The 25,821-nt window shown below is 55.3% G+C and carries 23 protein-coding genes and 2 pseudogenes; 15 read left to right on the forward strand and 10 right to left on the reverse strand.

The features are described from left to right. Nucleotides 1-33: 33 nt before the first annotated feature. The 5 genes from RAC65_RS01595 to RAC65_RS01615 form a co-directional block, all read right to left on the reverse strand. Nucleotides 34-1,155 (reverse strand): NAD(P)/FAD-dependent oxidoreductase, encoded by a 1,122-nt coding sequence (locus RAC65_RS01595; protein WP_375096280.1) that lies wholly within the window; start codon nt 1,153-1,155, stop codon nt 34-36. 28 nt (nt 1,156-1,183) lie between these two features. After that, entirely contained in the window at nt 1,184-2,257 is a 1,074-nt protein-coding gene (locus RAC65_RS01600) for a Gfo/Idh/MocA family oxidoreductase (RefSeq protein WP_033741388.1), read from the reverse strand. After that, nucleotides 2,257-3,003 (reverse strand): amino acid ABC transporter ATP-binding protein, encoded by a 747-nt coding sequence (locus RAC65_RS01605; protein ID WP_039340407.1) that lies wholly within the window; start codon nt 3,001-3,003, stop codon nt 2,257-2,259. The genes RAC65_RS01600 and RAC65_RS01605 overlap by 1 nt, the downstream gene beginning before the upstream one ends. Before the next feature lies 1 nt (nt 3,004). Further along, nucleotides 3,005-3,811 carry an amino acid ABC transporter permease gene (locus RAC65_RS01610; RefSeq protein ID WP_033741390.1) on the reverse strand — a complete coding sequence of 269 codons (807 nt, stop codon included), beginning with the start codon at nt 3,809-3,811 and terminating at the stop codon, nt 3,005-3,007. Between the two features lie 75 nt (nt 3,812-3,886). Continuing rightward, nucleotides 3,887-4,708, reverse strand: a complete 822-nt coding sequence (locus RAC65_RS01615; protein ID WP_039340405.1) for an ABC transporter substrate-binding protein — start codon at nt 4,706-4,708, stop codon at nt 3,887-3,889. A 194-nt stretch (nt 4,709-4,902) separates the two neighbouring features. On the opposite strand from RAC65_RS01615, the gene RAC65_RS01620 reads away from it, so the two are divergent. From RAC65_RS01620 to RAC65_RS01630, 3 genes are all read left to right on the forward strand, one after another. Beyond that, nucleotides 4,903-6,012: a LacI family DNA-binding transcriptional regulator gene (locus tag RAC65_RS01620; protein ID WP_262959051.1), complete on the forward strand. Its 1,110-nt coding sequence runs from the start codon at nt 4,903-4,905 to the stop codon at nt 6,010-6,012. 294 nt (nt 6,013-6,306) lie between these two features. Then, nucleotides 6,307-7,629, forward strand: coding sequence for a PAS domain-containing methyl-accepting chemotaxis protein (locus RAC65_RS01625; RefSeq protein WP_033741394.1), 1,323 nt, complete (start codon nt 6,307-6,309; stop codon nt 7,627-7,629). Between the two features lie 116 nt (nt 7,630-7,745). After that, entirely contained in the window at nt 7,746-9,542 is a 1,797-nt protein-coding gene (locus RAC65_RS01630) for an EAL domain-containing protein (RefSeq protein WP_039340403.1), read from the forward strand. A gap of 76 nt (nt 9,543-9,618) precedes the next feature. Here RAC65_RS01630 and iraP read toward each other — a convergent pair whose 3' ends face one another. Further along, on the reverse strand, nt 9,619-9,963 hold the full coding sequence (gene iraP / locus RAC65_RS01635; RefSeq protein ID WP_033741400.1) for an anti-adapter protein IraP: 345 nt from the start codon (nt 9,961-9,963) through the stop codon (nt 9,619-9,621). A gap of 167 nt (nt 9,964-10,130) precedes the next feature. Continuing rightward, nucleotides 10,131-10,625, reverse strand: a complete 495-nt coding sequence (locus tag RAC65_RS01640; RefSeq protein WP_039340401.1) for a MarR family winged helix-turn-helix transcriptional regulator — start codon at nt 10,623-10,625, stop codon at nt 10,131-10,133. 250 nt (nt 10,626-10,875) lie between these two features. On the opposite strand from RAC65_RS01640, the gene RAC65_RS01645 reads away from it, so the two are divergent. From RAC65_RS01645 to RAC65_RS01680, 8 genes are all read left to right on the forward strand, one after another. Continuing rightward, nucleotides 10,876-12,420, forward strand: a complete 1,545-nt coding sequence (locus RAC65_RS01645) for a methyl-accepting chemotaxis protein (protein ID WP_033741404.1) — start codon at nt 10,876-10,878, stop codon at nt 12,418-12,420. Between the two features lie 263 nt (nt 12,421-12,683). Continuing rightward, a complete protein-coding gene (locus RAC65_RS01650; RefSeq protein ID WP_375096281.1) occupies nt 12,684-12,968 on the forward strand; it encodes a hypothetical protein in 285 nt (94 codons plus the stop codon). Between the two features lie 24 nt (nt 12,969-12,992). Further along, on the forward strand, nt 12,993-13,193 hold the full coding sequence (locus RAC65_RS01655; protein WP_033741409.1) for a hypothetical protein: 201 nt from the start codon (nt 12,993-12,995) through the stop codon (nt 13,191-13,193). A 150-nt stretch (nt 13,194-13,343) separates the two neighbouring features. After that, complete coding sequence (locus RAC65_RS01660) at nt 13,344-13,619, forward strand: hypothetical protein (protein WP_133745223.1); 276 nt, start codon at nt 13,344-13,346, stop codon at nt 13,617-13,619. A gap of 369 nt (nt 13,620-13,988) precedes the next feature. After that, nucleotides 13,989-14,183 (forward strand): general stress protein, encoded by a 195-nt coding sequence (locus RAC65_RS01665; RefSeq protein ID WP_058702020.1) that lies wholly within the window; start codon nt 13,989-13,991, stop codon nt 14,181-14,183. Nucleotides 14,184-14,879: 696 nt separating this feature from the next. Continuing rightward, nucleotides 14,880-15,014, forward strand: coding sequence for a hypothetical protein (locus RAC65_RS01670; RefSeq protein WP_375096282.1), 135 nt, complete (start codon nt 14,880-14,882; stop codon nt 15,012-15,014). 274 nt (nt 15,015-15,288) lie between these two features. Next, on the forward strand, nt 15,289-16,953 hold the full coding sequence (locus tag RAC65_RS01675; protein WP_324028445.1) for a methyl-accepting chemotaxis protein: 1,665 nt from the start codon (nt 15,289-15,291) through the stop codon (nt 16,951-16,953). 223 nt (nt 16,954-17,176) lie between these two features. After that, entirely contained in the window at nt 17,177-19,234 is a 2,058-nt protein-coding gene (locus RAC65_RS01680; protein WP_058708163.1) for an EAL domain-containing protein, read from the forward strand. Between the two features lie 97 nt (nt 19,235-19,331). On the opposite strand, the gene RAC65_RS01685 is transcribed toward RAC65_RS01680, so the two are convergent. Then, entirely contained in the window at nt 19,332-19,895 is a 564-nt protein-coding gene (locus tag RAC65_RS01685; protein WP_033741414.1) for a DUF4142 domain-containing protein, read from the reverse strand. A gap of 776 nt (nt 19,896-20,671) precedes the next feature. Here RAC65_RS01685 and RAC65_RS01690 point away from each other — a divergent pair. Together RAC65_RS01690 and RAC65_RS01695 are read left to right on the forward strand one after the other, a co-directional pair. Continuing rightward, nucleotides 20,672-21,295: pseudogene (locus RAC65_RS01690) on the forward strand (DUF2268 domain-containing putative Zn-dependent protease). Between the two features lie 266 nt (nt 21,296-21,561). Continuing rightward, nucleotides 21,562-21,801 (forward strand): XRE family transcriptional regulator, encoded by a 240-nt coding sequence (locus RAC65_RS01695; protein ID WP_033741417.1) that lies wholly within the window; start codon nt 21,562-21,564, stop codon nt 21,799-21,801. Nucleotides 21,802-22,076: 275 nt separating this feature from the next. Here the strand turns inward: RAC65_RS01695 and RAC65_RS01700 are convergent, their stop codons facing one another. Together RAC65_RS01700 and RAC65_RS01705 are read right to left on the reverse strand one after the other, a co-directional pair. After that, entirely contained in the window at nt 22,077-22,418 is a 342-nt protein-coding gene (locus tag RAC65_RS01700; RefSeq protein ID WP_235318765.1) for a hypothetical protein, read from the reverse strand. Then, a complete protein-coding gene (locus RAC65_RS01705; protein ID WP_058701927.1) occupies nt 22,411-23,955 on the reverse strand; it encodes a methyl-accepting chemotaxis protein in 1,545 nt (514 codons plus the stop codon). Before RAC65_RS01705 ends, RAC65_RS01700 begins: the two co-directional genes overlap by 8 nt. A gap of 313 nt (nt 23,956-24,268) precedes the next feature. Here RAC65_RS01705 and RAC65_RS01710 point away from each other — a divergent pair, with 313 nt between their 5' ends. Continuing rightward, complete coding sequence (locus RAC65_RS01710; RefSeq protein WP_160289418.1) at nt 24,269-24,445, forward strand: hypothetical protein; 177 nt, start codon at nt 24,269-24,271, stop codon at nt 24,443-24,445. Nucleotides 24,446-24,793: 348 nt separating this feature from the next. Further along, nucleotides 24,794-25,689 (forward strand): annotated as a pseudogene (locus tag RAC65_RS01715) (alpha/beta fold hydrolase). Nucleotides 25,690-25,821 lie beyond the last annotated feature (132 nt).

Genomic DNA, 25,821 nt, shown 5'->3' on the forward strand with positions numbered 1-25,821 from the left:
CCGCGCCGTCGGGCGACGGCGCGGGGGGTGGGCTTAGTTAAATCGTTCTGGCCGGAAGGTCGCGAGCATGGGATGCCGGACATCGTTGAGGATCTCCTCCGTCAGCAATTCGCCCAGAATCAGTGCCAGCGTTGCGCCCGAATGGGTAAAGGCCACAAAGCAACCGGGGACTTTTTTCAGCTCCCCGACAACCGGCTCGCCATCCCCCGGCACGGGTTTCAGGCCAATTTTCCAGCTGTCTGCTTCCAGTGGTGCGCCGTCGCCAAGCAGGTGACCCGCATCCGCCATTAACTGGCGAATAACGGCATGATCGATGCTGTACTGACCATCAGCATGCGCAACGATATCCTCTTCATACCAGTCATGATCGACCGCCAGCGTACGGCCAGGGTTGGGACGTATCGCCGCGCGGGGCGTATTTAATACCACGTTAAGATCGCGTTCCTGTGCGGTAGTGGTAACCAGCATGGACACCGGCGACCCGTTGGGAATGCGCACACCAAGCGGCGCAACGACATCGGGCGTCCAGGGACCACAGGCGACAAGCACCCGATCGGCCATGATGTCGCCCCGTTTCGCGCTGCGAATGCCTGTGGCCCGCCCTCCTGCGGTCAGCACACTGGCTTTGCCTGCCTGTTCAATCACTTCGCCGCCTGCGGCTTTGAAATCCTCAACCAGTTTTGCGGCCAGATGCGGCAGGCTTACCCAGCCCTCACCAGGGTTGGCAATAGCGACGCTGGCCAGCGCGCTGGGGTTAACCTGCGGATCCACCTCATGCACCGTGCGCGGATTAACCAGCCGGGAAGCATAGCCAAGGGCGTTTTCATAATCATGACGCGCTTTGGTGCCCGCCTCGTCATCCGCCGCCCAGAACAGCGCGCCGTCAAAGCGCAGCCAGCTGAGATCGGGATGGCGGGCAAACAGGGTGCGGTAACGGTCAATGCCCGCCATTCTCAGCGCATGGTAAGGCGCGGAACGCTCCCCGGCAGAGTTAAGCCAGGAAAGTGAACGTCCTGATGCGCCAGAACAGAGTTCGGCTTCGGTGACCAGCGTCACTTTCGCGCCAGCCTGTGCCAGATGGCATGCCGTGGAAACGCCTAAAATGCCGCCACCCAGTACAACAACGGTTTTGGCCACAGAGTTGTCAGTCATCATGGATTCCTTCTGTCAGAAAATACCCCATTCAGGCAAGGCGTACGCGACTTTGCCGATGGAGTTGCTCAATAAGTTTCAGCACGCCCAGCGCCTCGCTGGCGTCCACTGGCGGCGGACCGCCGTGTACCAGAGCACGGGCAAGACGGTGATAAAATTCAGGGTAATTGCCGCGCTGCAGCGCCACCGCCTCACTTTGCTCCACGGTGCCCAGTCGGGCTGCGCGTTCAGGCGGCGTTACGCCGTAGGCGCTGTCAGTCGGGGACATGCCCGCGGCCAGCTGCGGCTCCTGGTTATCCAGGCCCCAGTGCGTAAAAGCTCGCTGGCTGCCCAGCAGATGGAAGCGGGGAGCATTAAGCGCGGCCTGGCCATTCATCCACAGCCGCGAACGCACGCCACAGGTATGCAGTAAAGAAACGAAGCAATCCTCATCGCTGTCGGACTGACTGCCGGAATAGCGTGCCAGCTCGGCGCTGGCCTCCTGCACCGGACCAAACAGCTGTATCGCCTGATCGATCAGGTGGCTGCCCAGATCCAGCAGCAGGCCGCCCCCTTGCGCAAGCGAAACGCTGTCGCGCCAGTTACCAAATCCGTCAGGTCGCCACCACTCAAAGCGCGACTCAAAGCTTCTGACGGTGCCAAATGCCTCGTCCTGCACCAGACGTTGCAGCGTCAGAAAATCGCCGTCCCAGCGGCGATTGTGAAAGACCGTTAACAGGGTGCCAGCCTCTCGGGCGGCGTCAATCATCGCTTCCGCCGCGTTGACGTCAGGCGCAAAAGGTTTATCCACCACCAGATGAATACCGCGCAGGCTGGCCTGGACAGCCTGCTCACGGTGCTGAGCGGGCGGCGTCGCCAGCACAATAAGATCCACCGCGATGTCGCCGTTGTCGATCAACTGCAGCAGTGACGGCCAGTCCGGCACAATTCGCGCCTGGGGATAATGCGTTTTTGCCGCGGCGACGCGTTGCGCATTACCGGTCACGATCACCTCAAGACGGTAAGCGGCATCGTGTGAAATCAGTGGGGCATGAAAGACCTTGCCGGCAATGCCAAATCCCACTAGCGCCGTGCGGATGGGACCTGTCACCTTATGCTGTGCCATCAGAGCACCTCCGATAAAAAACGTTGTAAACGGGCAGACTGTGGACGTTCAAATAACTGATCGGGTGGCCCTGCTTCGACAATCTCGCCCTCATCCATAAACACCACCTGGTCGGCCACGCGGCGGGCAAATCCCATCTCATGCGTGACCACCACCATCGTCATGCCGCGCTCACAGAGTTCGGCCATCAGCGTCAGCACGCCTTTCACCAGTTCGGGATCGAGCGCCGACGTGGCCTCGTCAAACAGCATCACCTCGGGCTCCATCGCCAGCGCCCGGGCGATCGCGACACGTTGTTGCTGCCCGCCGGAGAGATCGCGCGGACGATGGTCGGCGCGCTGTGCTAAGCCGACCTCAGCCAGACGTTGCCGGGCAATTGTCTCTGCCTCCGTTTTCGAGCGGCCTTTGACTTTCCAGGGGGCCAGCGCGACGTTTTCCAGCGCACTGTGATCGGGGAACAGATTGAAGTGCTGAAAGACCATGCCAATGCGCAACCGCAGCGCATCGGGTTTGTCCTTCAGTACCGAACGCCCGGCCAGCAAAACGTCGCCGCTTTTGGGTTCATGCAGGCGATTGATACCGCGCAGCAGGGTCGATTTTCCCGATCCGGAAGGGCCGATGATGCAGGTAGTGGTGCCGGGCGCGATGGTCAGTGACACATTGCGCAGCACCTCAATCGGGCCGTACGCCAGGGTCAGATTACGCAGCTCCAGGCTTGCGCCGTGAAATGCAGTGGACGTTGCCATCTCAGTGTCCTCGTTCGCTGGTCAGGGAGGCCGTGGGCGTGACGGCGCGTTTTACCGCCACCTCATCAATTTCTTTCAGTCCGCTCTGCGGCGCCGTTGCCCGGCGGCGTCCGGTGCGGTAACGGACGTCAATATGGTTCACCGCATGGGTTAAGGGCACGGTAATCATCAGGTAGAACAGCCCCGCCAGCATCAGCGGTGACAGATTGCCGCTCAGCACCGCGGCATCCTGGCCAACCCGGAACAGTTCGCGCTGGCTGGACATCAGCCCCAGCAGATAAACCAGCGAAGAGTCTTTAATAATCGCGATGAACTGATTCACGATGGCAGGCAAGACGCGGCGGATGCCCTGAGGAATGATCACCAGCCGCATCGCCCGACCATAGCTCATGCCCAGCGCCCGGCAGGCTTCCATCTGGCCTTGCTCAATGCTCTGGATCCCTGAGCGAAAGATTTCGCCCATATAGGCGCTGGCAATCAGACTCAGGGCAAAAATGCCCAGCGGATAAGGTGAGGGGCCAAACAGCTGATAGCTGAAGCGCGCCAGCCCCTGACCAATCAGCAAAATGGTCAGGATAGAGGGCAGGCCGCGAAACAGATCGGTATACAGCCGGGCCGGTACACGCAGCCAGCGCGAAGGCGAAATCCCCATCAGCGCCAGAATCAGGCCGAAAAAGGTGCCCAGCAGCGTGGCGGCCAACGAGATGATCAACGTGTTGACCAGGCCCGTTGCCAGCAGCTGCGGCAGGACGTCCTTCATTGCAGAAAAATCAAAGAAGGTACGGGAAAGAATAGTGATCAGATCCATAGCCGATTCTCTGTTGCGGGTGACGGACAACGCCCGTCACCGAATGTATTCACTCGCACACCGGTTGCGCGGGGACTAATTGTGCTGAGGCAGATACTGTTCAGGCATAGGCGAGCCCGGAAACCACTTCTCATAAAGCTGTTTCCACGTCCCATCCTGCATCGCCGCTTTGATGGCTTTGTCCAGCGCCGCTTTAAAGGCCGGTTTGTTTTTCGCTATCGCCACGCCCGCCGGGGCGTCGAAAGAGGGGATGTTGGCTGCCGTCACCAGTTTGAAGCGGGTGGCATAATCTTTGGCGGCTTCGTAATCGAGGAACATGGCATCAATAGTGCCGTTGTTCAGCGCGGAAACGGCCGCGTTGTTATCGGGAAAGCGCACCAGATCGGTCTGTTTGAAGTTGGCCAGCGCATAGCTTTCCTGCAGCGTGCCCTGAATGACGCCCAGTCGCTTGTGCGCCAGCGTTGCCACGTTTTTCACGCCGGAATCGCTGCGGGTGAGCACCGTCAGGTAACCCGCCAGATAGCCCGTGGAGAAATCAACGGTTTTTTCACGGGCCGGTGTGATTCCGATCGCGGCCACGCCTGCATCATATTGTCCGTTGGCGACGGCGGGCAGGATGGCGGAAAAATCCTGTCCGACAAAATCCACCTTATCAATGCCCATGCGATGGGCGACATTTTTGAAAAATTCGACGTCAAAGCCGGTGAAATTTCCGTCTTTGTCCGTAAAGGTATAGGGTTTCGCGTCACCCAGGCTGGCGACACGCAGATGGCCCGGTTCAATCAGCCCATAGGGATTGTTGTCGCTGGCTGCCCGTGCACTGACGCTGGTTGAGAGCATTACCGCGAGGCCGAAGACAACGGCGGTTATTTTGGTTAAACGTTTATGCGATGTCATAAAGCTCTTCCATTTTGCAGGTGAAACGTCGAAGGTCACTGAGCCAGTACTGTCTGATTGAGACCGGTCTCAATGCGGGTCAAAATGAAACCGGTAGTTGTTGTGAGACCGGTCTCAAGTGGATACAATGATATTAAGCACACGCTTTCAGCAGCGTCAATTACGATGTTATCAACTTGTGATTCAAAATAATTATGACCAGCAAAAAACAGCAAGTACGCGGACCCACTGTGGCCGATGTGGCACGTCAGGCGGGCGTGTCAAAAGCCCAGGCGGCCAGAGCGTTGGGCGGCTATGGCGCCGTAAGTGAAGAGGTACAAATCCGCGTCACCCAGGCGGCAGAAACCCTGGGTTACCGGCCCAATGAGCTGGCGCGCAGCATGAATACCGGGCGTTCGAACACGATTGGCGTGATCGTGGGCGATATTGAAAACCCGCATTTCGGCCTTGCGCTGCGTGGCATGGCGGATGTGGCGCGCCAGGCGGGGTTTCATTTGCTGCTCAGCAACAGCGATGAAACCGTGGAAGAGGAACGGGAAGCCGTGCGCGTCATGCTGGACAAGCGCGTTGATGGCATCATCGTGGCCCCCTGCAGCTCGCTGGCGTGTGATAACGACCATCTTAAACAGGTGCTGACGGAAGGCCGCGCGCTGATGACCTTTGACCGTTCCGTCGAAGGGCTGGACGTGGAAACCATTCAGGCTGACTTTCTTAACGTGGCGAGGGATGCGACGCAGCTGTTGCTTAACGCCGGTCATCACCGTATCGCATACCTTTCCAGTATGCGCATTGCCGCGCCTTACACTCACGCGATGAGCTTAGGACCCACGCCGGTGGCGCAGCGGGTGAAAGGGATGATTGATGCCCACCACGATGCCGGTATGGCACTCGACCCGAATCTGGTGCGCCTGAATGCCCTTAACGAAGCGTGCATCGAACAGATTCTGACGGAGCTTCTCTCGCTTCCCGAACCGCCCAGTGCGCTGATTGCGTCCGACAATTTGATTGCAATGGGAATTCTACGTGGACTGGCCAGACGTGGGTTGCATGTGCCCGAGGATATTTCGTTTGTTATGTACGATGATTTTCCCTGGACCGAACTGATGACGCCCGCGCTTACGGTCGTGGCCCAGCCGGTTTATGAGATGGGCCGCGAAGCCGCACGCCGGTTAATCTGCCATATCCGGCAGCAGCCCGCCGGCGCGTTACCGGCATTCGACAGCTGGATGGTGGTGCGGGGATCGGTCGGGCCAGTGCGGGCGGGAGGAAAGCCGGTTCCAGCCGCCTGGGCGCTGAGCAAATAGGGGATTGTTCTTACAGCGGTCTTACTGCCGTGTCCCGTCATTATCCTCAGACGAGCAGGCCCGAGCGGTCAGTCAGGCTGCCGAGGTTGCCTGCATGACGCAGTTTGCGCAGCAGCATGCCTTTTGCAGCGGAGTCGTTTACGCATCCTGTTGAAGGTCATACAAAAAATTTATTTTTTATTAGTGAATTAATTTCACCCGGTAATAATCAACGGAAACTATCACAACAATACATAATGCCAGGGTCTTAACAGCCGATAACCAGATTAGTCAACTCAGATTACGGTCGTGGTTATGCGCTTTAATGTATTAAAAAATGTCTTTTCCTTTCTTAACGATCTTCGCAGCGGGCGTAGATCGGCGCCGTTCAGGGCGCTTAACAGCGCGATGCCGGTTATTGAATTCAGTCCTGACGGAACGATTCAGAAAGCCAGCCCGCTTTTCCTGACCGCAATGGGCTACGAGGCGCACGAAATAATTGGGCAACATCACAGCATGTTCTGCCCGTCTTCCCTGACGGATTCACCTGAATACCGCCATTTCTGGCAGCGCCTTGCCGCCGGTGACGTTCGCAGTGGTAAACATCTGCGGCTGGCTAAAGGAAACCGTCCTGTCTGGCTGGAAGCCAGTTATATCCCGGTCAGGAACCGCCGTGGCAGGGTGTGCAAAATCATTAAGATAGCGGCGGACATCTCAGAACGCATAGAGGCAGGGCTGGAACAGGAATCTGTGATCAACGCCATCAACCGGTCAATGGCTGTGATTGAGTTCAGTCCTGACGGTCGTGTCCTGGATGCTAATGACAATTTCCTGAAAACGACCGGTTACAAACGTGAGCAGGTTGTGGGTCAACACCATCGGATGTTCTGTTCAGAACAGCTTTCTGCAAGCGACGAATACCGGCAGTTCTGGAAAAGGCTTAATCAGGGCGAATTTTTTTCGGGGCAGTTTCCCAGACTCAATCATCACGGGAAGCCACTCTGGCTGCGCGCGACGTATAATCCTGTTTTTAACAGCAATGGCGAATTATATAAAATCGTCAAGTTTGCCACGGATGTGACCGAACAGGTTTTGAATAACCAAAAAGAGCACGATGCCGCCGTACAGGCCTGGGAAATGGCTGTACAGACGCTGGGAAATGCGCAGAATGGGGCGAATGTAATTGAGAGTAGTATTGAAGTTGTGGACCGGATCGCGCAGGACATGAACGCGATCTCCGCTGACATCGCGCGCCTCAACAGCCAGTCAGGAAGCATTGACGGCATGGTAGAGACCATCAGACGGTTTGCGACACAAACACGGCTTATTGCCCTTAACGCCGCGATTGAAGCTGCCAGAGCAGGGGCGTCCGGCAGGAGCTTTGCGGTTGTGGCCGCCGAAGTGCGCGCGCTGGCGGCAAGCGTCAGCGGGGCCACAGAAGAAATAGAACAGGTGGTATCAAATAATAATCAGCTGGCCCGGGAAGTGCTGAAAGGTATGGAACTCAACCAGAAAAATACGGAGCAGGGCGTCATACTGATGCGCGAGGCTGGCGAGGTCATCGCCATCATTAAGAAAAACTCGGAACGCGTGGAAGGGGCGGTCAGGGAGTTTACGCATACGGTTGAAACTGAGTAACGAATCCGCTTTAGCCGTTTTATCATTCAGCATTATCCTGCTTTCTGAGCACAGGGATGTCCTTCAGTGCAGCGCCTTGCTTTTTTAACTTTTGCCTTTCAGGGAAAGGATACGCCATGTTGATAAACATTCGTCACGGAGCGCAGTCTTCGCCACGCTCCGCAGACATTCTGCGATTGCCCGATCAGGAGCGTGATGAGGTACTCAACCACTTCGCCGCCCTGACCAGCACGTTGCTGGGCATACCGACCAGCTTTATATCCGTTCTTGATGAGCAGCATCAGACGTTTCGCGCAAAGTACAACACGACGCTGTGTCAGACTGATCGCAAGGATGCATTCTGCCGCTTCGTCGTGGAGAGCGCGATTCCGGTCATTGTGCCAGATACCTTACTGGACGCACGTTTCGCCACGAATCCGCTTGTCACGGGGGAGCCTTACCTCCGCTTCTACGCGGGCGTGCCGTTGATCAACGCGCAAGGAAAGGTTATGGGGACGCTATGCGTCACAGACAGTCAGCCACACGCCTTTCCGGCTGAAAAGGTCAGGTTGCTCAGCCGACTTGCCGCGATGGTGACGGTCTTTCTGAAGGCCTGGCAGGTCGCGGGATTAACGGATGCGGTAACAGGCTTGCCTAACCGTCAGCAACTCATCCGCCATCTGGATCAACTGTCTGAGGCGGGGCATTCCGACGTCCTCAGGCTCACCGTTATCGACTGCATTGATATGCCCCGAGCCTATGAACTGGCCCGGGCACTGGGCATGCCGCCAGTGGAAGCGCTCCTGCGGGACAGCGGGCGTCTGTTGCAAAACAAGCTGGCGCTGGGGCCTGAAAAAATTTTTTACACGGTAGCCACTGGGCGCTTTGCCTTCCTGTCCCGCTCAGATGAGCCGTTTTCGGCCGATGCTGTTCTTGAAGCAATGCGCGACGTGCGGCCTCTCGCGCCCGAAGGTCTTGCTATGGACCTGACATTGTACGCGGGCGATGTCTGCTTTACGCCAGCGGCGCTACCGGCCCAGGAAGCCCTGCGGCGCGCGGTCAGCGCACTTCACGAAGCCATCAGCATCAATGGTGGCGCTCGTTCGTTTAGTGAGGTGAGTGACAGCAGGCGCAATGGCGATTTCATGTTGATGAACGATCTGTCGGCAGCCCTTAAAACCGGTACAGGCGGGCTGTATCTGGTTTATCAGCCCCGGCTTTCCTTATCTGATGTGCAACCGACGGGATTTGAGGCGCTGATACGCTGGTGTCATCCCGAGCGGGGCGAGCTTTCGCCCGCCGAATTTCTGCCCGCAGCGCAGTTAACCAGCCTGATGAGCGATATCACTGACTGGGTGATTACGGAGGTGATCCGTCAGCTGCGCGTCTGGTTATCCGAGGGCATCGGTCTGCCGGTATCCGTTAACGTCAGTGTCAGCGACCTTGCACGAAGTGGCTTTATTGACCACCTTGACGCGAAGATGGCGCAGGCCCAACTGCCACCCGCTCTGCTGGAGTTCGAATGTCTTGAAACGGAGCTGGCCACGGAAAATCCTGCCGCCCTGGCAATGATGGCGCAGTTAAGACAACGAGGATATCGTCTTTCGCTGGACGATTTTGGTGCCGGTTACAGTAATATTGGTTATCTGCGCAGGATGCCGGTGGACGTTATCAAGCTTGACAGGGCGCTGATAGCCGATTTGACCTCGAATGAAGCAAGCCGCATTATCGCATCGAGCGTGATAGGTATGCTGAAATCTCTGAACTATGTTGTTGTGGCTGAAGGCGTTGAAATACCAGAGGCTCTGGATATGCTCGCTTCATGGGGATGCGATCAGGCACAGGGTTTTTACATTTCTCATCCCTTGCTTCCGCAGGCACTAAAAAGCTGGCTCTCCACCTTTAAATACGGTCAGCTGGGCCACGCAACGTAAATAACGTCCGGTTGCTGGCCCGTTGGATAAAGGATGACGGGCGGTAAGGTGTGGCCTGGCGCTTAACCAAGCCGGCTTATTCCACAGAGGGGGATAATCCTTTAAGTTTAGTCATTCCTTCATGATTAATTTCGTCATCCGCGCCATCGACAGCCCTCGAAATGGTGAGCAGGCTCTGAAATTCACTGAGCAGGAGCGCGGCGTCAGACTTCAGCAGATCATCGCATTCAGCAGAGTCGATGACGGTGTTAATGGCTTTGTTAGCACTTTCAATCATTTCAGTCACGCCGCCTTCTTTACTCACCGCCAGCACAAGTGCGCTGATGAGCAGAGACTGCGCCTCAACACGGGCTGTTAACTGCTTCATCCCTGCGTCGATATGCGATATTTTAGCCAGCATGCTAAGTACAACGTTTTTCATTATCGTCCCTCTTAAACTTTCAAACGGAATCGGTCAGCAAGTTGCTCTCAAATTAAAACCGGTCTGTCCGGTTGGCCATAATCAGTGCCATTGTGCTTCAGTGAATAAGATGGGGTACTCTGCCGCCAGCCCCAGCCTGTCATCCCGTCTGAGATAATGACAAAACATCAGGCGTCAGGGTTCCGCTGTTCCGGCAATGCCTGGATAATTTTTTCCTGAACCTGTCTTATCCCGTCGCGCAGGCTGGCCAGGGTTTCAAACGGGATGCCCATTTCACAAATCATCGCTGCAGGTACGCCTGTGGCCCGCCTTTCAAGTTCACGGCCTGCTTCAGTCAGGCGAATAATCACTCTGCGTTCATCATGACCGGTATCGCGCAGGCGACTGATAAAGCCTGCCTGCTCAAGTCGCTTGAGGAGATGGCTGAGCGTGCCGGAGTCCAGTTGCACGCGCTGACCTACCTCAGAGACCGTGATGCCATCCTTTTCCCACAAGACCAGCAGCGCCAGATACTGTGGATAGGTCAGCCCCAGCGGTTTCAGGTGAGGCTGATAAAGCTTTGTCATAGCCAGCGAGGCCGAGTAAAGCGCAAAGCAGAGAAACTCCTCCAGACACTGAGGTTGGGTGTCTTTACTCGCGCTGGCGTCATTATTCTCTTTCATGCCGGGGCTCCAGATAAGGGGGAAGCCGGCAAGCGTTCGTTGAATCGTGTGATGCGACAGACGTCAGGAAGCCGGAAACACAAGATATCACGGACACGTCATGGATGCTTTAAACCGAGGCCAAACTGAACGTGACGGCAATCATATCGACGTCAATTAAGTTGTGTTCAATTTATTTTGTAAAGTCTGTGCAGTTGACGCGTCTGCGGCCGATAGAACCTGACAGTGACATAACATTCGGGAAAATATAATGAAGGTTTCGACGCGTCTTGCTACAGGCTTTGGTTTACTTGTTCTGCTTTTAATTATCTGTACGGGCACTGCGTTACATGCGCTGACCGATGCACAGCGCGGCATGAATGACGCGATAAACAACAAAATGAAACGGTTTGCGATCGTTCTGGATATGCGTGGTGATATCCGCGATATGGCCATCGCCGCACGCAATCTGGCGTTGCTGACGGATGAGAAGGAATCCAGGCCCGAATGGGACCGTATGACGACACAGCGGGAAAAATATATCCACGAGCGGGAGCAACTGGTTGAAAGTATGACACACAGCGTCAGTGCACAGGGTAAAACCGTGCTGGATGAAATACTGGCAGCTGAAGATGACGCCATGCAAACCCTGATGACGGCGGCCAAAATGGGGCTGGAAAACCGTCAGCAGGACGCGACTGTCTACCTGATGAAGACTGCGCGACCGGCTCAGCAAAAGCTTCTGAAACTGCTCAACCAACTGACAGAGATTCAGAAGGCGCAGACCGTTCTTACGGTTGGCGAGACCAGCGAGACCGTTTCCCGTACAAGAGCAATGCTGATCGTGCTGACCCTGCTGTCAGTGCTGACTGCCGTAGCGGGCTGCATGATTGTCAGCCGCAGCCTGATGCGCCAGCTGGGTGGCGAACCAGCTCAGGCTCAGGCGCTCGCCGCCGCCATCGCCGCCGGAGACCTGACGGGACCGGTCGTGCTGCGCCGCAATGACACAACCAGCCTGCTGGCCTCACTGGATGGGATGCAGGCGAACCTGCGTGGCCTGGTGTCAAAAATCAAGGATTCGTCCGCCTCCGTTGCGCTGGCCGCCGATGAGATTTCACAAGGCAATACGGAACTGTCATCCCGCACCGAGCAACAGGCCGCGGCGCTGCAGGAAACCGCGGCCAGCATGGAGCAGCTTTCCGCCACTGTGAAAAGTAACGCGGCGGGTGCCCGGCAGACAGCCGAGTCCGCCCGTGAGACCGCGCAGCTGGCCCGCAGCGGCGAAACGGATGTGAAGCGTATGTCAGACACGATGCACGACATTTCCGTCAGCGCCACCAAAGTGCGTGACATCACCTCCGTCATTGAGAGCATCGCGTTCCAGACCAACATCCTTGCCCTGAACGCCGCTGTCGAAGCGGCGCGGGCAGGCGAGGACGGACGCGGGTTCGCCGTGGTGGCGGGTGAAGTCAGAACGCTCGCACAGCGCAGCGCCACGGCCGCAAAAGACATTAAAACGCTGATCGAGCAGGCCGTTACGCAGGTGGAGAGCGGCGTCACGGTGGCCTCCTCAACCGGTCAAAGCATCCTGAAAATCGTCGGCATGGTCGGCGAACTGGCTGAATCCATGGACGAGCTTTCCCTGGCATCATCTGAACAGATGCAGGGCATCTCGCAGGTAAGTATCGCCGTCAGCCAGATGGACGGTGTGACGCAAAACAACGCGGCGCTGGTGGAGGAATCCTCCTCCGCCTCACAGTCGCTTTCTGAGCAGGCGCATGCCCTGCGCACGATGGTAGAAACCTTTAAGGTATGACACCCGGTAAATCAGACGCCGCGTAACGGCTCAGATGTATCCCTCTGAATGACGGCGTGGGAGGTCAGGGAGAATCAGCGGAGGTGGGGAATAACCCATTCACTTCCGCTTTCGCCAGCAAACTGCGTCATATGGGCCGGGCGTTAAGCCCGGCCCATCCCAGTGCTGTGTTAACGAGCGGCGCCGGGCAGAGGGGCTGCCTGCGGTCAGGATGTGCGACTGCGAGGGTGAACAATATTTTATGCTGTATGACAGGCCATAATGTGATTGGGCAGCTTCCCGTCAATCACGACTTCAACGTTTCTTATTATCTGCTTCATCTGAACCCCGCCTCAGAGCCTGTTCAGGCGCGACAGATCGCCTTCTCCATGGGGACGTTTTGCTTGCCACTGGGTTCGGTTGCGGTGATGAATACGCTGCCGGCGGGAAGGGGCCGGACGGCCATCGAAAACGGAATTCATCCTGTTAACCGGGCCGTTTTTTGCGTCCTGCAGGAAGCGGTCCAGCAGGCGCTGCCGGGCCGCTTCGGTCAGGATGCTATACTGTAAGAACGTTTGCTTTACGGAGGCTTCATGGGGTCCAGAGAAGATACCGAAGAAAAAGCGCTTGAACTGGCGGGTAAAGTTATCTCGCAGTTGCTTAGCGAAAAAGCCAGTGTAAAGAAAGAAGAGATTATCTGCGCGCTACACCGCCTGGGGCAGGAAACCGGAGACTGGCGGGTGCGGGCAGGCTGTGAGAAGGCCGTGCTGATGATGAAACGCAGAGTTCACTGACCTCTGCGACACGCTCTGCCACGTGTATCAGCCGATGCTGTCAGGAAGTTAGTGGCCGTTTCCCGCCCATAACTGGAGATGTCTTTCTCCGAAAAAATTGCTGTCTTCACTGGCTGCGCCGCTTAAAAGTCTGCGGGTCTGGCGCAAAGCGTGATCGATAAGCTGACGCCGGGCATCATCAGTTTCCGTTTCGAGCATCCTGTTCAGCTGCACGCGCAGCGCCTCAGAACTTATGTCTGCATCATCTTCAAGCAGCGTCAGCAGGGCTTCGCCGATAACAATGTTTACCTTTTCTTCTTCACTCCTGAACATATCAACCTTCTTGTTGCTGGCAGTAAAAGTCCGTTGCGGCGGACAAGCGGTATTGCGCTAAAGCATCATTTTTGTATGTTTTTCGAGTGTAGTCCCGGCCACCCGAAACTGTAAAATCAGAACATGCCTTGTCCGCCCGGGAGCCAGCATCGTTAATAAGCATACGCTGCGTCAGGTCCCGCAGGCTGACTCCTGCAAGCGCTGTCTCGTAAAGAAGAAGACAAGCAGCAAACCTGTTCGGGATGGTGGTAAGAATCTTCTTAAAAGACCGGGTGTGGAAACTGTACACGACCCAATCATGGTGTACAAATTTTATTTTGTTAACGCTGTTTTAAATAGATAAAAAATCTGTAGAAAGCGAAGCGGTGAATCTAAAACCCTTTATTCTTCCGACGTAAATCTATGTTTATTCCTGTTTTTATTCAAAATTACAGCCATGCTTATATCCTCATAAACATTTTACACAATCAAAAGGTAATAGATATGAGCAACAGACGTGGTGGCGCGGGAAATTTCGCGGAAAATCCCCAGCGCGCGGCGGAAGCCGGAAGGAAAGGCGGAGCCGCCAGTAGCGGTAATTTTAAAAATAACCCGGAAAGAGCGGTTGAGGCCGGACGAAAAGGGGGTAAGGCAAGCCGCCGGGGCAGCGCACAGGAAACCGCTTCCCGGACTGGTTGAGGGGCCGCCTTTGCGACTTGCGGGCTTGCGGCTTTCCCCGCCTGTTTTAAAGAGGACCTTAGCAGTACTGGATTAACAAGACGAAAGGGCTGTAAATCAGTGGCCCGGTAAGCCTGCCGGGCCGTCTCGTTAACAAGTTTTATACGCTGTTGGCCCTGTTCTTCAGGGCGGGCTCATGATTTTCAGTGAGGATACGCGAAAAGCGCCTGAACGGCTCATCATCCCTGATAATGTTGATTCTTCTCTGTTTTATCGGGATAAAAAAAACCGCCCGTAGGCGGTTAAGTCATCTTCCATGCAACAAGATCTTTCCTTAGAGGGATAGCCTCAATCAGCCTGGTCCTGCAGGCACTTCCCTGCAAGCGTAAACGGCAAAAAACTTCCGCATTGATATTCCATCCTGCCCCCGGTCATCACGCTTTTGTTATCCGTCAGTGTCCGAATGGTTCGGCTTTATGTCATGGTCAGAACTCTGCGCCTGACGGAGGCTGGCGCGAACGGCCGCTTTTTGCGCGTAGCGGAACCGTTACGCGCTCGGCCTGGCTGTGTTTCTCTCCATCGCCGTACATTAAGAGCGAATTAAGATGTGTGTAATAACGCTTTAAAATAATTGATGTATGTCACAGTTAAAGAAAGTAACTACAGTGACGATAACTTTAAAACGGGATAAACGCGCTTTTACCAGAAGGATTTAACATGACCGTTAGCCACATAACCAGGCTGTCATGGGTTACCCAGACTAACCTCACGCTTTCACCGTCTTCACTGCGCAGGGCGATTGTGCGCCTGTCTTCTGTGCTGGCGCAGACCATGCTGTCACGACTGCGTTAATCAATGCGGAGGGACTGCCTGCGATGCCGTTCCTCACGTACTTACGTCATGAGGAAGCCACAAACACGTATTTCTCTGTGCGGCCAGTCCCGTTAAACAGGGTGTTAAAACGGCACCTGATTATAAATTGCGCGCAGCTTGTTCCCGAACAGCTTAATCATCCTGATCGCTGTTTGCTGAAAGAGAGCGGTAAAACGCGCGCGGGATTAGGCTCGTCAGGTCTGAACCCTGGCTCTGAATAATTTTATTTTCATATTTTAACCGAGGAAAGGTAATGAACAACATACGCATCGGCATTCGACTGGGTGCCGCTTTTGGCTTTATTCTGCTTCTTCTTATAGGTATTGCGCTGGCCGGTTTAATTCGTATCGACTCCCTGGGCGACACCGTGGATAAACTGGCTGGCGATCGTTTTGATAAAGCGACCGCTGCCAGTAACCTGCGCTTTTACGTTACGGATATGAGTCGTATGGTCCGCAGTATCGCACTGGTCGATGACCCGGCTCAAAAAGAAAGACTGAAACAAAACTATGAGCAGTCCCGCGCACGGCTTGAAACGGCTTTTAATAAAGTCGATCAGATACTTCATGCGCCCAGAAGCCGTGAGCTCATCGCCGTGATGAAACGGGCCGGTACGCAGTATCTTGCCTACTCTGAACAGGCGGTAAAACTGGGCATGGAAGGTAAGCGGGATGAGGTAACGCGGCTGCTCACCGGACCCGCTTATGAGGCGCAGGACGAATACACAAAGGCTATCACAGACCTTGCGACCTTTCAGGGCCAGCAGATGAAGACCGCCGGTGCCAAAGCAGCGGCAGAGCAGCGCAGCGCTCAGGTTGTTCTTGTCTCCCTCAGCGTGGCGGCTATTGTGCTGGCAGCAACCCTGGCCTGGTTTATTACCCGCAGCATTGTCAGGCCCGTAAACATCGCGCTGCAGGCCGCAGAGCGCATTGCTGACGGCGACCTGACTGCAGAAGTGCCGGTCAAAGGACGTGACGAAACCGGAAAACTCCTTATAGCGATTCGTGGGATGCAGCATTCACTGGTACAAACCGTCAGCGCTGTCCGGGTGAACGCGGAGAGTGTTGCCGCCGCGAGCCTGCAGATAGCTCAGGGAAACACCGATCTGTCACAGCGCACTGAAGAACAGGCCAGCGCGCTGGAACAGACCGCCGCCACAATGGGTGAACTGGGCGTCACGGTCAGGAATAACGCAGACAATGCCAGCCAGGCCGCGATGCTGGCGGTAACGGTGCGTGACGTTGCCCGCCAGGGTAATGACATCACCACAGATATCACCGGTACCATGAAGGGAATTGGTGAGAGCTCAGGACGCATTGCGGATATCACGTCAGTGATTGACAGCATTGCTTTCCAGACCAATATTCTGGCGCTTAATGCCGCTGTCGAAGCCGCGCGGGCAGGCGAGCAGGGGCGTGGCTTTGCCGTGGTGGCTGGTGAGGTCCGTTCGCTGGCGCAACGCAGTGCAACAGCGGCAGGGGAGATTCGTCAGCTCATCGAAGCCAACGCACAGCGCGTCAGCGAAGGGACTTCACTGGTGGCGCGTTCTGCTGACACCATGTCTGCCGTGGTTTCGTCGGTCGGTCAACTGACTGACAGGGTGGAGGAAATCACCGCCGCCACCGCAGAACAGGCTCGCGGAATTGAACAGGTCAGCATTGCCGTGACGGAAATTGATGATGTGACGCAGCAGAATGCTTCCCTGGTGGAAGAGTCCGCTTCAGCGGCAGCAAGTCTGCGCGAACAGGCCGATATATTGCTGCAGTCCGTCTCTGTTTTTACGCTGTCAGAGCCGTTATCGCCCGTCGCTCAAACCGCACTGGTTGAAGCGCCGGTCACGGTTTCCGCCTCAACGACAACGCCTCACTCCAGCCGACCAGCCGGGAAAGATGCGGAAGAAAACTGGAAAACATTCTGAAACCATCCCCCGGATTTGAGGGGGCTGATTTGAGCCAGAAGCGGATAACATTGCGACCGTCTTGCATGCATTATTTTGTGACAGGTAGAAATACCTGTCGCTCTTTTTTCTCTGACTAAATTTTTACAAAATTGTGTCACTGTTTTAGGCCACCGGCGCCGATACTCATCTGTAAAGCAGGATCATCTCCGAACAGGTCGGTGAACTTTTCAAGGACAGCCGCATGAAATCCGTAACCAATGACCAACTGGGGGCCGCCGTGGCCAGAACGTCTCTTTGCGCAATATACCTGCTGTCTTCAACCGGAGAAGTCATGAGCTGGAATCTGGGGTGCCGCGAGATTAAGGGCTGGGACAGCCGTGATATCAGAGGGCAACATATTTCGGTTTTTTATGATGAAGATGAACAGGCCAGGAACATACCTGAGGCAAACCTGAGAGAGGCCCGCGAGCATGGCAAGTTTACAGGCGAAGGCTGGCGGCTGCGGAAAAACGGCAGCGCATTTCGTGCATCCGTAGAAATTGAATTCCTTAATCCCTCCGATCAGGAACATGCGGCATTTATTAAAATCGTGCGCGACGTCACGCATGATTATCAGGAAAGGGCGGCATTACGCATCGCTCAACAGGTTATCCTGAAAAGAGAAACGGAGTTGTCAGACACCAATAAGGTGCTTGACGCGGTTTTCTGTCACACGCCCTGTGCGCTTATCCTGTGTGACGCAAAATCCGGCGACATTATACGTGCGAACCCGACTGCCAGAAATTTGCCCTGTTTGCAGGAACTGGTGCTGAGCGGTAACACTCAAACCTCGCTTCACGCGGATCTGCCAGACGATCTGGCGGGTGTGTTCAGGCAAGCCTTTACGCTTCTTCCCGATGAAGGTTTCAGCGAAACGGTCTCGTCGACGGCGACAGAGTCGGCCTTTTCACTCCGCATCACGGCTGAAAGGCTTAATTCGGGCGGGGGAGAAGACTATCTTCTGTATACCATCCTGGACGTCACCGCGGAGTTTCAGGCTGCGGCAAGGGCGAATCACCTCGCCCTTCATGACCCACTGACAGGGCTCCTCAACCGGCGGGGCCTGATGCCCGAACTGGAGACGCTTCTTAGCGGTGACAGCCCCTTTGCCGTCATGGTGTCCGACATCGATCGTTTCAAAAGTATCAATGACGTGCTGGGACATCCTACCGGAGATGCACTGCTTATTGAGGTTTCCGCGCGGCTGCAATCCGTCCTGCGCCCTGAAGATATACTGGCCCGTACAGGCGGCGACGAGTTTGTTGCCGTCCTGCCAGGTATCAGCTCAGCCTCTGAAGCCAGCGAAACGGCATCACGCCTTACGGCCGTATTGCAGGAGCCGTTCATGCTGAAGGGCCGGAAAGTCACGTCGGGTTGCAGCTTCGGCGTCTGCCTCTTTCCCGGCTATGCGCGGGATGCTGAAAGTATGTTATCGGCGGCGGATATTGCCCTGTATGCGGCCAAGTCAGCCGGACGTAACGGCTGGGTCATCTTTACCGATGAGCTTGCCCGCTCTGCAGCAGAGCGCTTCAGCCTGGAAAACGACCTGCGTGGGGCACTGGAAAACGGTGAGCTACAGCTTTTTTATCAGCCTGTTGTCTGCAGCGTCAGTGAAGAGATTGTGGCTTATGAAGCCCTGCTGCGCTGGCATCATCCTGTGAGAGGAAGTGTGCCGCCAGATATTTTCATTCCTCTTGCTGAAAAAACCGGACTTATCCATGATATCGGTGCCTTCGCGCTTGCGCGCGCCTGTACGGATATGGCGGGCTGGTCAGGACAGGAGCGGATAGCCGTAAACATTTCCCCCCGACAGTTCAGGGACCCGCAACTGTCTGACAGAGTGAAAAACGTTCTCATCCATAGCGGGCTACATCCCAACAGGCTCGAACTGGAAATTACCGAATCGGCCTTGTTCGACAACCCGGATTTCAGTTACGAAGTGATACGGAAGTTTCGGGAGACAGGCATTAATGTCGTTCTGGATGATTTTGGCACGGGGTTTTCTTCACTGAGCCACCTCAGTTCCGGGCTTTTCAGCAGAATAAAGATAGACAGGTCATTCATCAGCGATCTGCACCAGGATGCCGGGGCGGCAGCCATCGTCAGTGCTGTTCTTTCACTGTGCCGTCAACTGAACGTGGAAGTCACTGCAGAGGGCGTGGAAACGTTGGCACAGGCGGCCTGGCTCAGGACATATGAATGTCCTCTAATGCAAGGGTATCTTTTTGGCAGGCCGGGACCGTACTGGATCCAGACGTAAACGCATTACCGTCCTGAAAAGCTGAATAAGAGGTTGCCCGGGCGGCATGACAAAGGTTCACCGGACAACCTGTTTAGTTAATTGCTGGCACAGAGCCTTACATTGACGCGTCCTGGGCGGACTTCAGGTGCTGCTCAACAACCGGAGTATGGGCGTCTGCCAGCGCCTTCACATCGGGATCTTTTATCTTTTTCGCGTCACTTTCCAGCGTCGACAACACCATCTTGTGGTCTTTGACGCCGGCATTTTCCATATACATCTTGTCAAAAGCCTTGCCGCTCTGTTTTTCCAGTTTAGTGGCCATGGCTTTATGTTTAGCATCAGGCGCGGTCGGCAGCGTAACCCCTTTTTGCTGAGCGACGGTCTGCACTTTGGTCAAGGCACTGGTGTGATCATCGATCATCTTCTGCGCGAAGGCTTTGGTTTCGCTGCTTTCAGCCTTACTCAGCGCGATTTTAGCGGCAGCGATTTCATTGATATTTGCCTGCGCCATGTCTTTGATTGCTTTTTCGTCACCGGAACTAAGCTTTGTCCCTGTTTGTCCAGCTGTGGTGCTCTGCGCCGCGCTCGTTGGCGTCTGCGCCTGCACGCTCACGCTGCTGAACATCGCGACGGCAGCTGAAACGGCCAGCAGGCCAGTTAACATCTTACTCTTTTTCATTTCGTTCTCCTGAAGCTTACAGGGAGGCTGACGACAGGGAGTTTTCTGTGTGCAGCCATGTAGGGAGATAACAAGTGCACTGGTCAGTATAGTGGAGTTTCGGATTTATCCAGCAATTTTTTTTATGTTTTAGGCGGTTGCAGAGAAGCGGAGCTGATATCTTTTTTCTTTTTGTTGTGTATTTAAGCCAAGCGAGGCGTTGGGTTAAGCCGCCTTTATACAGCATGGCGACATCCGGGCGGCCTGGAAGGTGAAGTTTATAACATAAATTTAATTAAAGTTTTGGCTGAGAAACCCCCCAGTGATCTTTTCTCGCCGGCTGCATTTTTGCCATAAAGCGTTAAACGCGGCAGCGCGGTAAGCGGGACGTGATGCTGATTGTGTGCTGCCCGTTCTTAACGGGAAACGGAAAATCCCCAGGAGTCAGCCTGTTTTCGCGTTGACCCCGTAAAGGGAAGAGGCGATAAAGTCAGCACCTTTCCACAGTAAAGACACAGGCTGCTGTCCTCCAGACTCAGGATGCATGTAAAGCCGGCTGGCAGCTTATCAACGTCAAAAACACGTTCCCGCACGGGGAGAATAGAATCAAATCCCGCCTCTGGTTGTGACCGTAAACCCGGTGTGAGCGGGGCCCATTAAGCCAGCGGCAGGCACACAAATGAAAACCCACACTGTGCGCGATGCAGGCGCGGGGCGACAGTTTTTTCAGCACAATAAGATCTGACAGAATAGTGTCATTTCCTGACGGGCTGGGGGGTAAGACGATGTCTTATATGATGCTGCACTTTCTGGATGCGCAAAAGACACTCACCGCACACAGTGACAGGATTAAGGACTGCCTGACGGCGACGCACAGACGTGCGGATAGCCTTATGTCTCTCCCGGCACTGGATGTGGTGGTTAAAACGGGAAACAGAGTTGTTCCGGAAAAAGGGCATAGCAGATTTTGCCCCGAACCCGGGATCGTGTATGTGACGGTTGATCCTGACAATCCTGCATTCTGCCAAAATGCGGCACATTCGCTTGAACGGATGTTCGCGCATGAACTTCATCATGCCTAGCGGTGGGCAGGTCCCGGCTATGGCACCACCTTGGGCGAAGCGTGTGTTTCTGAAGGGCTGGCCGGGCATTTCGTGCTTGAGCTTTTTGGCGGAGAACCTGAACTGTGGGAATGCATCAACGCCGAACTGATTCACGCTTATCTTCCACAACTGCATCAGGACTGGCTGTGCACCGATTACGATCACAGCAAATGGTTTTATGGCGCCAGCGATATGCCGCGCTGGCTGGGCTATACCCTGGGTTTTAATCTGGTGGCCAGCTATCTTGCTGCCAGGCCGGAACGTCGGGCTTCGCAGCTGGCCTATACAAAAGCCGATGCGTTCAGCGTCTTTATTTAGCATAACGCCGACATATGTATTGGTCTGTGTTCTGCCGCTGAGGGGGCGGGGCCACAATGAGCCCGTCTTTATAAAGCAAACGCCTTTATCCGGCTAAATCCTGCCGCTTTTTATCAGGCGGTGTGAAGCCTGCGGAGCAGGGGAATCTGCCCGTTTACGCGCCCTCGTTTAGCGTTTCGCTTATCCCAATAAGATATTGCATGCGTATTGAACAGGGCTGATGAGTGTTTTATGCTCGGGGGAAACCATGGAAGAAGTGAGGCTTTATGGACGAGCATTCAGTCGGACGCTTTCTGGCGTCTTTGTTAGCCGAATACAATATGAGCGTAGAGCAGCTCTGCCGCCGTTCCGGGCTGCAGATGCATGAGGCCCGGTTCCTCCTGCGCGGCACGCTGACCGTTACGCCAGCCGTGGCTGAAAAACTCGGTCGGGCGTTTTATTCCCCTGGCTTCTGGCTGGTTCGTCAGGCGATGTCTGAGCTTAATAAACTCAGTCGGGAAACTTAAATAACAGGGCTGCGTAGCCCCAAAAGCCTGGCTGGCTCGTCTGCATCACAATGCCTGCCTGGCGGAGTAGGGTCAGCATAAGGCGTGAAGGAATATTCAGTTGACAGGCTCTTCGCCCGACCAACACGAAAGTGCCGTTGAAAAGGGGATTCACAGCCGAAATCAGCACCTGATTCAGGTAAAAAAAATCCCGCCTGAAAAACGCGGCGGGCCATGCTCTGTTGCATGCAGGCTGAAGGCAATCGCGCGGCCCCCCTGAGCGTCCGCGCCATCGTTTATCCCTGTCGGTCTTTCCCGTCTTTCGCCTGCTGTGCGGCGCAGGCCATGAAATTTTCAATGATTTCTACGGCATAACTGATCGCCATCAGATCTGCCGTCAGCCGCACATCCGTGCGCAGCAACGTTTCGGTGACGCCGGGCCGACTCAGCAGGGGCTTTATGTCCTGAACCCGACGTATCAGATGCGCCCAGTTATTGGCAAAGGTGTCCATACTGGCGTAGCCACCGTGCCTGAGCTGAATAAAAATGACATCAATATCGGCCTTCAGCGCACTTATCTTCGCGATGTTAAGCGGATCGTTCTCTGGCGCATCAGGCTGCGGATGGGGCTCAGACACGGAACGCCTCCACCATGCCGCGCAGGGCATGCGCCTGTTCAGAAAGCGAACGCGAGGCCGTAGAAGACTCTTCAACCAGCGCGGCGTTGCTCTGCGTCACACCGTCCATCTGGCTCACCGCCACGCTGATCTGCGAAATACCCTGCATCTGCTCTGAAGAGGCCAGAGAGATGTTATCCATCGCCTCCGCGAGTTCGCCGACCATTCCCACAATTTTCAAAATGCTTTGTCCGGTGGAAGAGGCTACGTTCACGCCGCTTTCTACCTGTGTTACGGCCTGTTCAATCAGGATTTTAATATCCCGCGCGGCCGTGGCGCTGCGCTGTGCCAGCGTGCGTACTTCGCCTGCAACTACCGCGAAACCGCGCCCTTCCTCACCCGCGCGAGCCGCTTCTACTGCGGCATTGAGGGCCAGGATATTAGTTTGAAAGGCGATGCTCTCGATCACCGAGGTAATATCACGCACTTTGGTGGCGCTGACCGAAATGTCATGCATGGTATGTGTCATGCGTTGCATATCAGATTCCCCCTCGCGCGCCAGTTGCGCCGTCCCCCGTGCCGCGTCGGCTGTCTGCTGCGCACCCGCCGAGTTGCTCTTCACCGTTGCGGTGAGTTGCTCCATGCTGGCGGCGGTTTCCTGCAGGGCGGCTGCCTGTTGCTCGGTGCGGGATGAGAGTTCGGTATTACCCTGGTCAATCTCATCAGCCGCCAGAGAAACGGAAGCCGAGGCATCCTTGATCTGCGAGACCAGCCCGCGCAGGTTCGCCTGCATACTGTCGAGCGAGGCCAGCAGGCTGGTGGTATCATTACGACGAAGCACGACAGGCGAGGTCAGATCGCCAGCCGCAATGGTCGCAGCCAGTGCCTGGGCCTGTGCGGGCTCACCGCCCAGTTGACGCATGAGGATGCGGATCACCACGACGCAGGCACCCACGCCCACCAGCACCGAAGCCCCGGCGAGCAGCAAAAGAAAAAGGGTATCACGGGCGGTAGCCGCGCTGTTTTGCTGCACCTCGGCCAGACTGGTTTTCTGCTGAATGTTAGTGACGACCAGCAGATCTTTCAGCATCTTATCCTGGACAGGTTGTACCTCTTTTGTCAGGCACTCGAAAAATTCTTTATCACGGTTGGCCAGCCCAAGCTGACTGGCTTTGGCGAAGATGCTGAAGAACTCGCTCTCGGTGTCGGTCAGTCGTTTAAAGGCCGCGCGACCCGGCGGAAGCGAGTCGATCTGCAACAGATCGCCCAGCGCCTGACGATTGGCAATGAAGTCAGCTTTATTTTTTTCCATCTGCGCAGCGACGGGTTTCATAGCAACCGGATCGCTAAGCAGGCCAAGCGTTCTGACATCAATAGCCATCTCCCTTAATTCCCCCAGCATATCCTGCGCAAGCTGATATTTTTTCATCTTGATATTCACGACGATATCCATGCTTGCCCGGGCTTTATGAAGGGCATTGAGCGCCGTGCCTGTGCAGATAATAAACAGAAGGATAAGCAGACCGAAACCTGCAGTCAGACGGGTTGAAATTTTCATTTTGTTCTCGTTATAAAAGTGAATTTTGCTGTGTATCTTTCCCCGGCAACATTTAATGATGCCTGTCAAAGCGATTAAATTATAATTCGCCTTGACAATTTCGTATGTTTCCTGGTTATACCGTTCCTAAACAGACCTCAGATAAGGGGGCAGAATAACGGGATGGCCTTGGAACGGCGGAATGCGCCATCCTGACATCCCTGTTACGGCTCGTATTCAGCCCGCCTCGCGTTGTCGCCAGGTATCTCAGCTAGCGTGTTATGAAGTGAAGCATTGAGCTTGACATGATAACCGCTGCAGATTTATATAGGAAATGATCATTTCCAAACTTCAGACCCTGACAGAAGCGGGCGAACAGGACGGCTCTGTGGCGGCAACGGCGAATGAAACCGCTGCGGCAGAGAGCTTTCTGGCGCTTCACCAGGGAATGCGAGGAGTAGGTAAAGCATCGATTCTTACGCACGATACCGATCTATCGGCCGGACGCTGAAAATACTGGCGTACATCCAACGCTCGCGACGAGGTGTTCTTCCGACTGGAAGCCGGCTTCGATCCCGTACTCTGCGGACCTGACAGCGTACTGCCGAGCCGTTTCCCGACGTTGAGTCCGTTGCTGACCGGGTTAATGAACGTGTTCAGGTCACACGAAATGAACAGGCCGATAATGCTGGCCGCTCAGGAAGCTGCGTACGAAAACGGGGCGGTGATCTCGATTGTGCGGGCGACTGCCGGTCAGGTTGGTTCACCAGAAAATCGCACGAGTCCGCCCATCGGATTTATTTTCATTCACGCACCTGTCGGTTGCCGATGAGTGATCGTATGACAAGAGGAAAAGGTTATGTCCGCTTCTGTGATTCCTGATGCGCCCGACGGTTTTCGTCACTGCTTTGCACGTGTGGAAGGGTTGCGTTTTCATTACGTCACCGGTGGCCGACCGGATGGCTTTCCGCTGGTATTGCTGGCCGGTTTCCCTGAAAGCTGGTTTGCCTGGCGAAAGGTTATGCCCGGTCTGATGGCGCACTTTCGCATTGTGGCCGTCGACTTACCCGGCCAGGGGGATACCGATAAACCGCTTGCGGGCTACGATACTCAAACGGTTGCCACCCGACTGCACGCCTTCGTCGTATCGTTAGCATTAGGCCGGTATTTTCTGGCTGGACACGACGTCGGTGCCTGGGTCGCCTTTACTTATGCGATGCTTTACGGCGAGGAGATCCGGGCGCTGACCCTGATGGACGCCGGTATTCCCGGTATATCGCTGCCGGATACGTTGCCCACAGATTCCCTCAATCCTGGAAGACCTGGCACTTCGCCTTCAATGCCGTTGCGGATCTTCCCGAAGCCTTACTGACGGGGCGTGAGCGCATTTATCTGGAATGGTTCTTTCGGGAGAAAGCGGCCGACCACCGTTGTTACGGCGAGACGGAAATTAACGAATATGAACGCCTGCTCAAAGCCCCTGGTGGATTGCGCGCAGGACTGGCGTTTTACCGCGCCCTGTCACAGTCAGCGGCACAGAATGCTGCGCTTGCACAGCAAACGCGTCTGACGATGCCGGTACTGGGGCTGTCAGCCGATCAGGGCTCTATTGCGGATATGGCCGCCACCCTGAAAGCGTATGGGGACGATATTCACAGCCAGCGGCTGGCGGATTGCGGCCATTTTCAGCCGGAAGAGCAACCTGAAGCGACGGCCAGGGCACTGATTCAGTTTTTTGGACATTATGCCCATTAATGCTGACTCCTGCATACAACGTCATTGAGCAAGCAGAAGGGGATTTCTGTCACGGAAGTCCCTGAAGCTGTCTGTAACGAGGAGCGGGGAATTCGCTGTCACTTTCTTTTTATTAAGGAAGTGACAGATAAC

The sequence above is a fragment of the Pantoea sp. BS_8 genome (genome assembly GCF_041954965.1).
GTDB classification, from domain to species: Bacteria; Pseudomonadota; Gammaproteobacteria; order Enterobacterales; family Enterobacteriaceae; genus Pantoea; species Pantoea stewartii.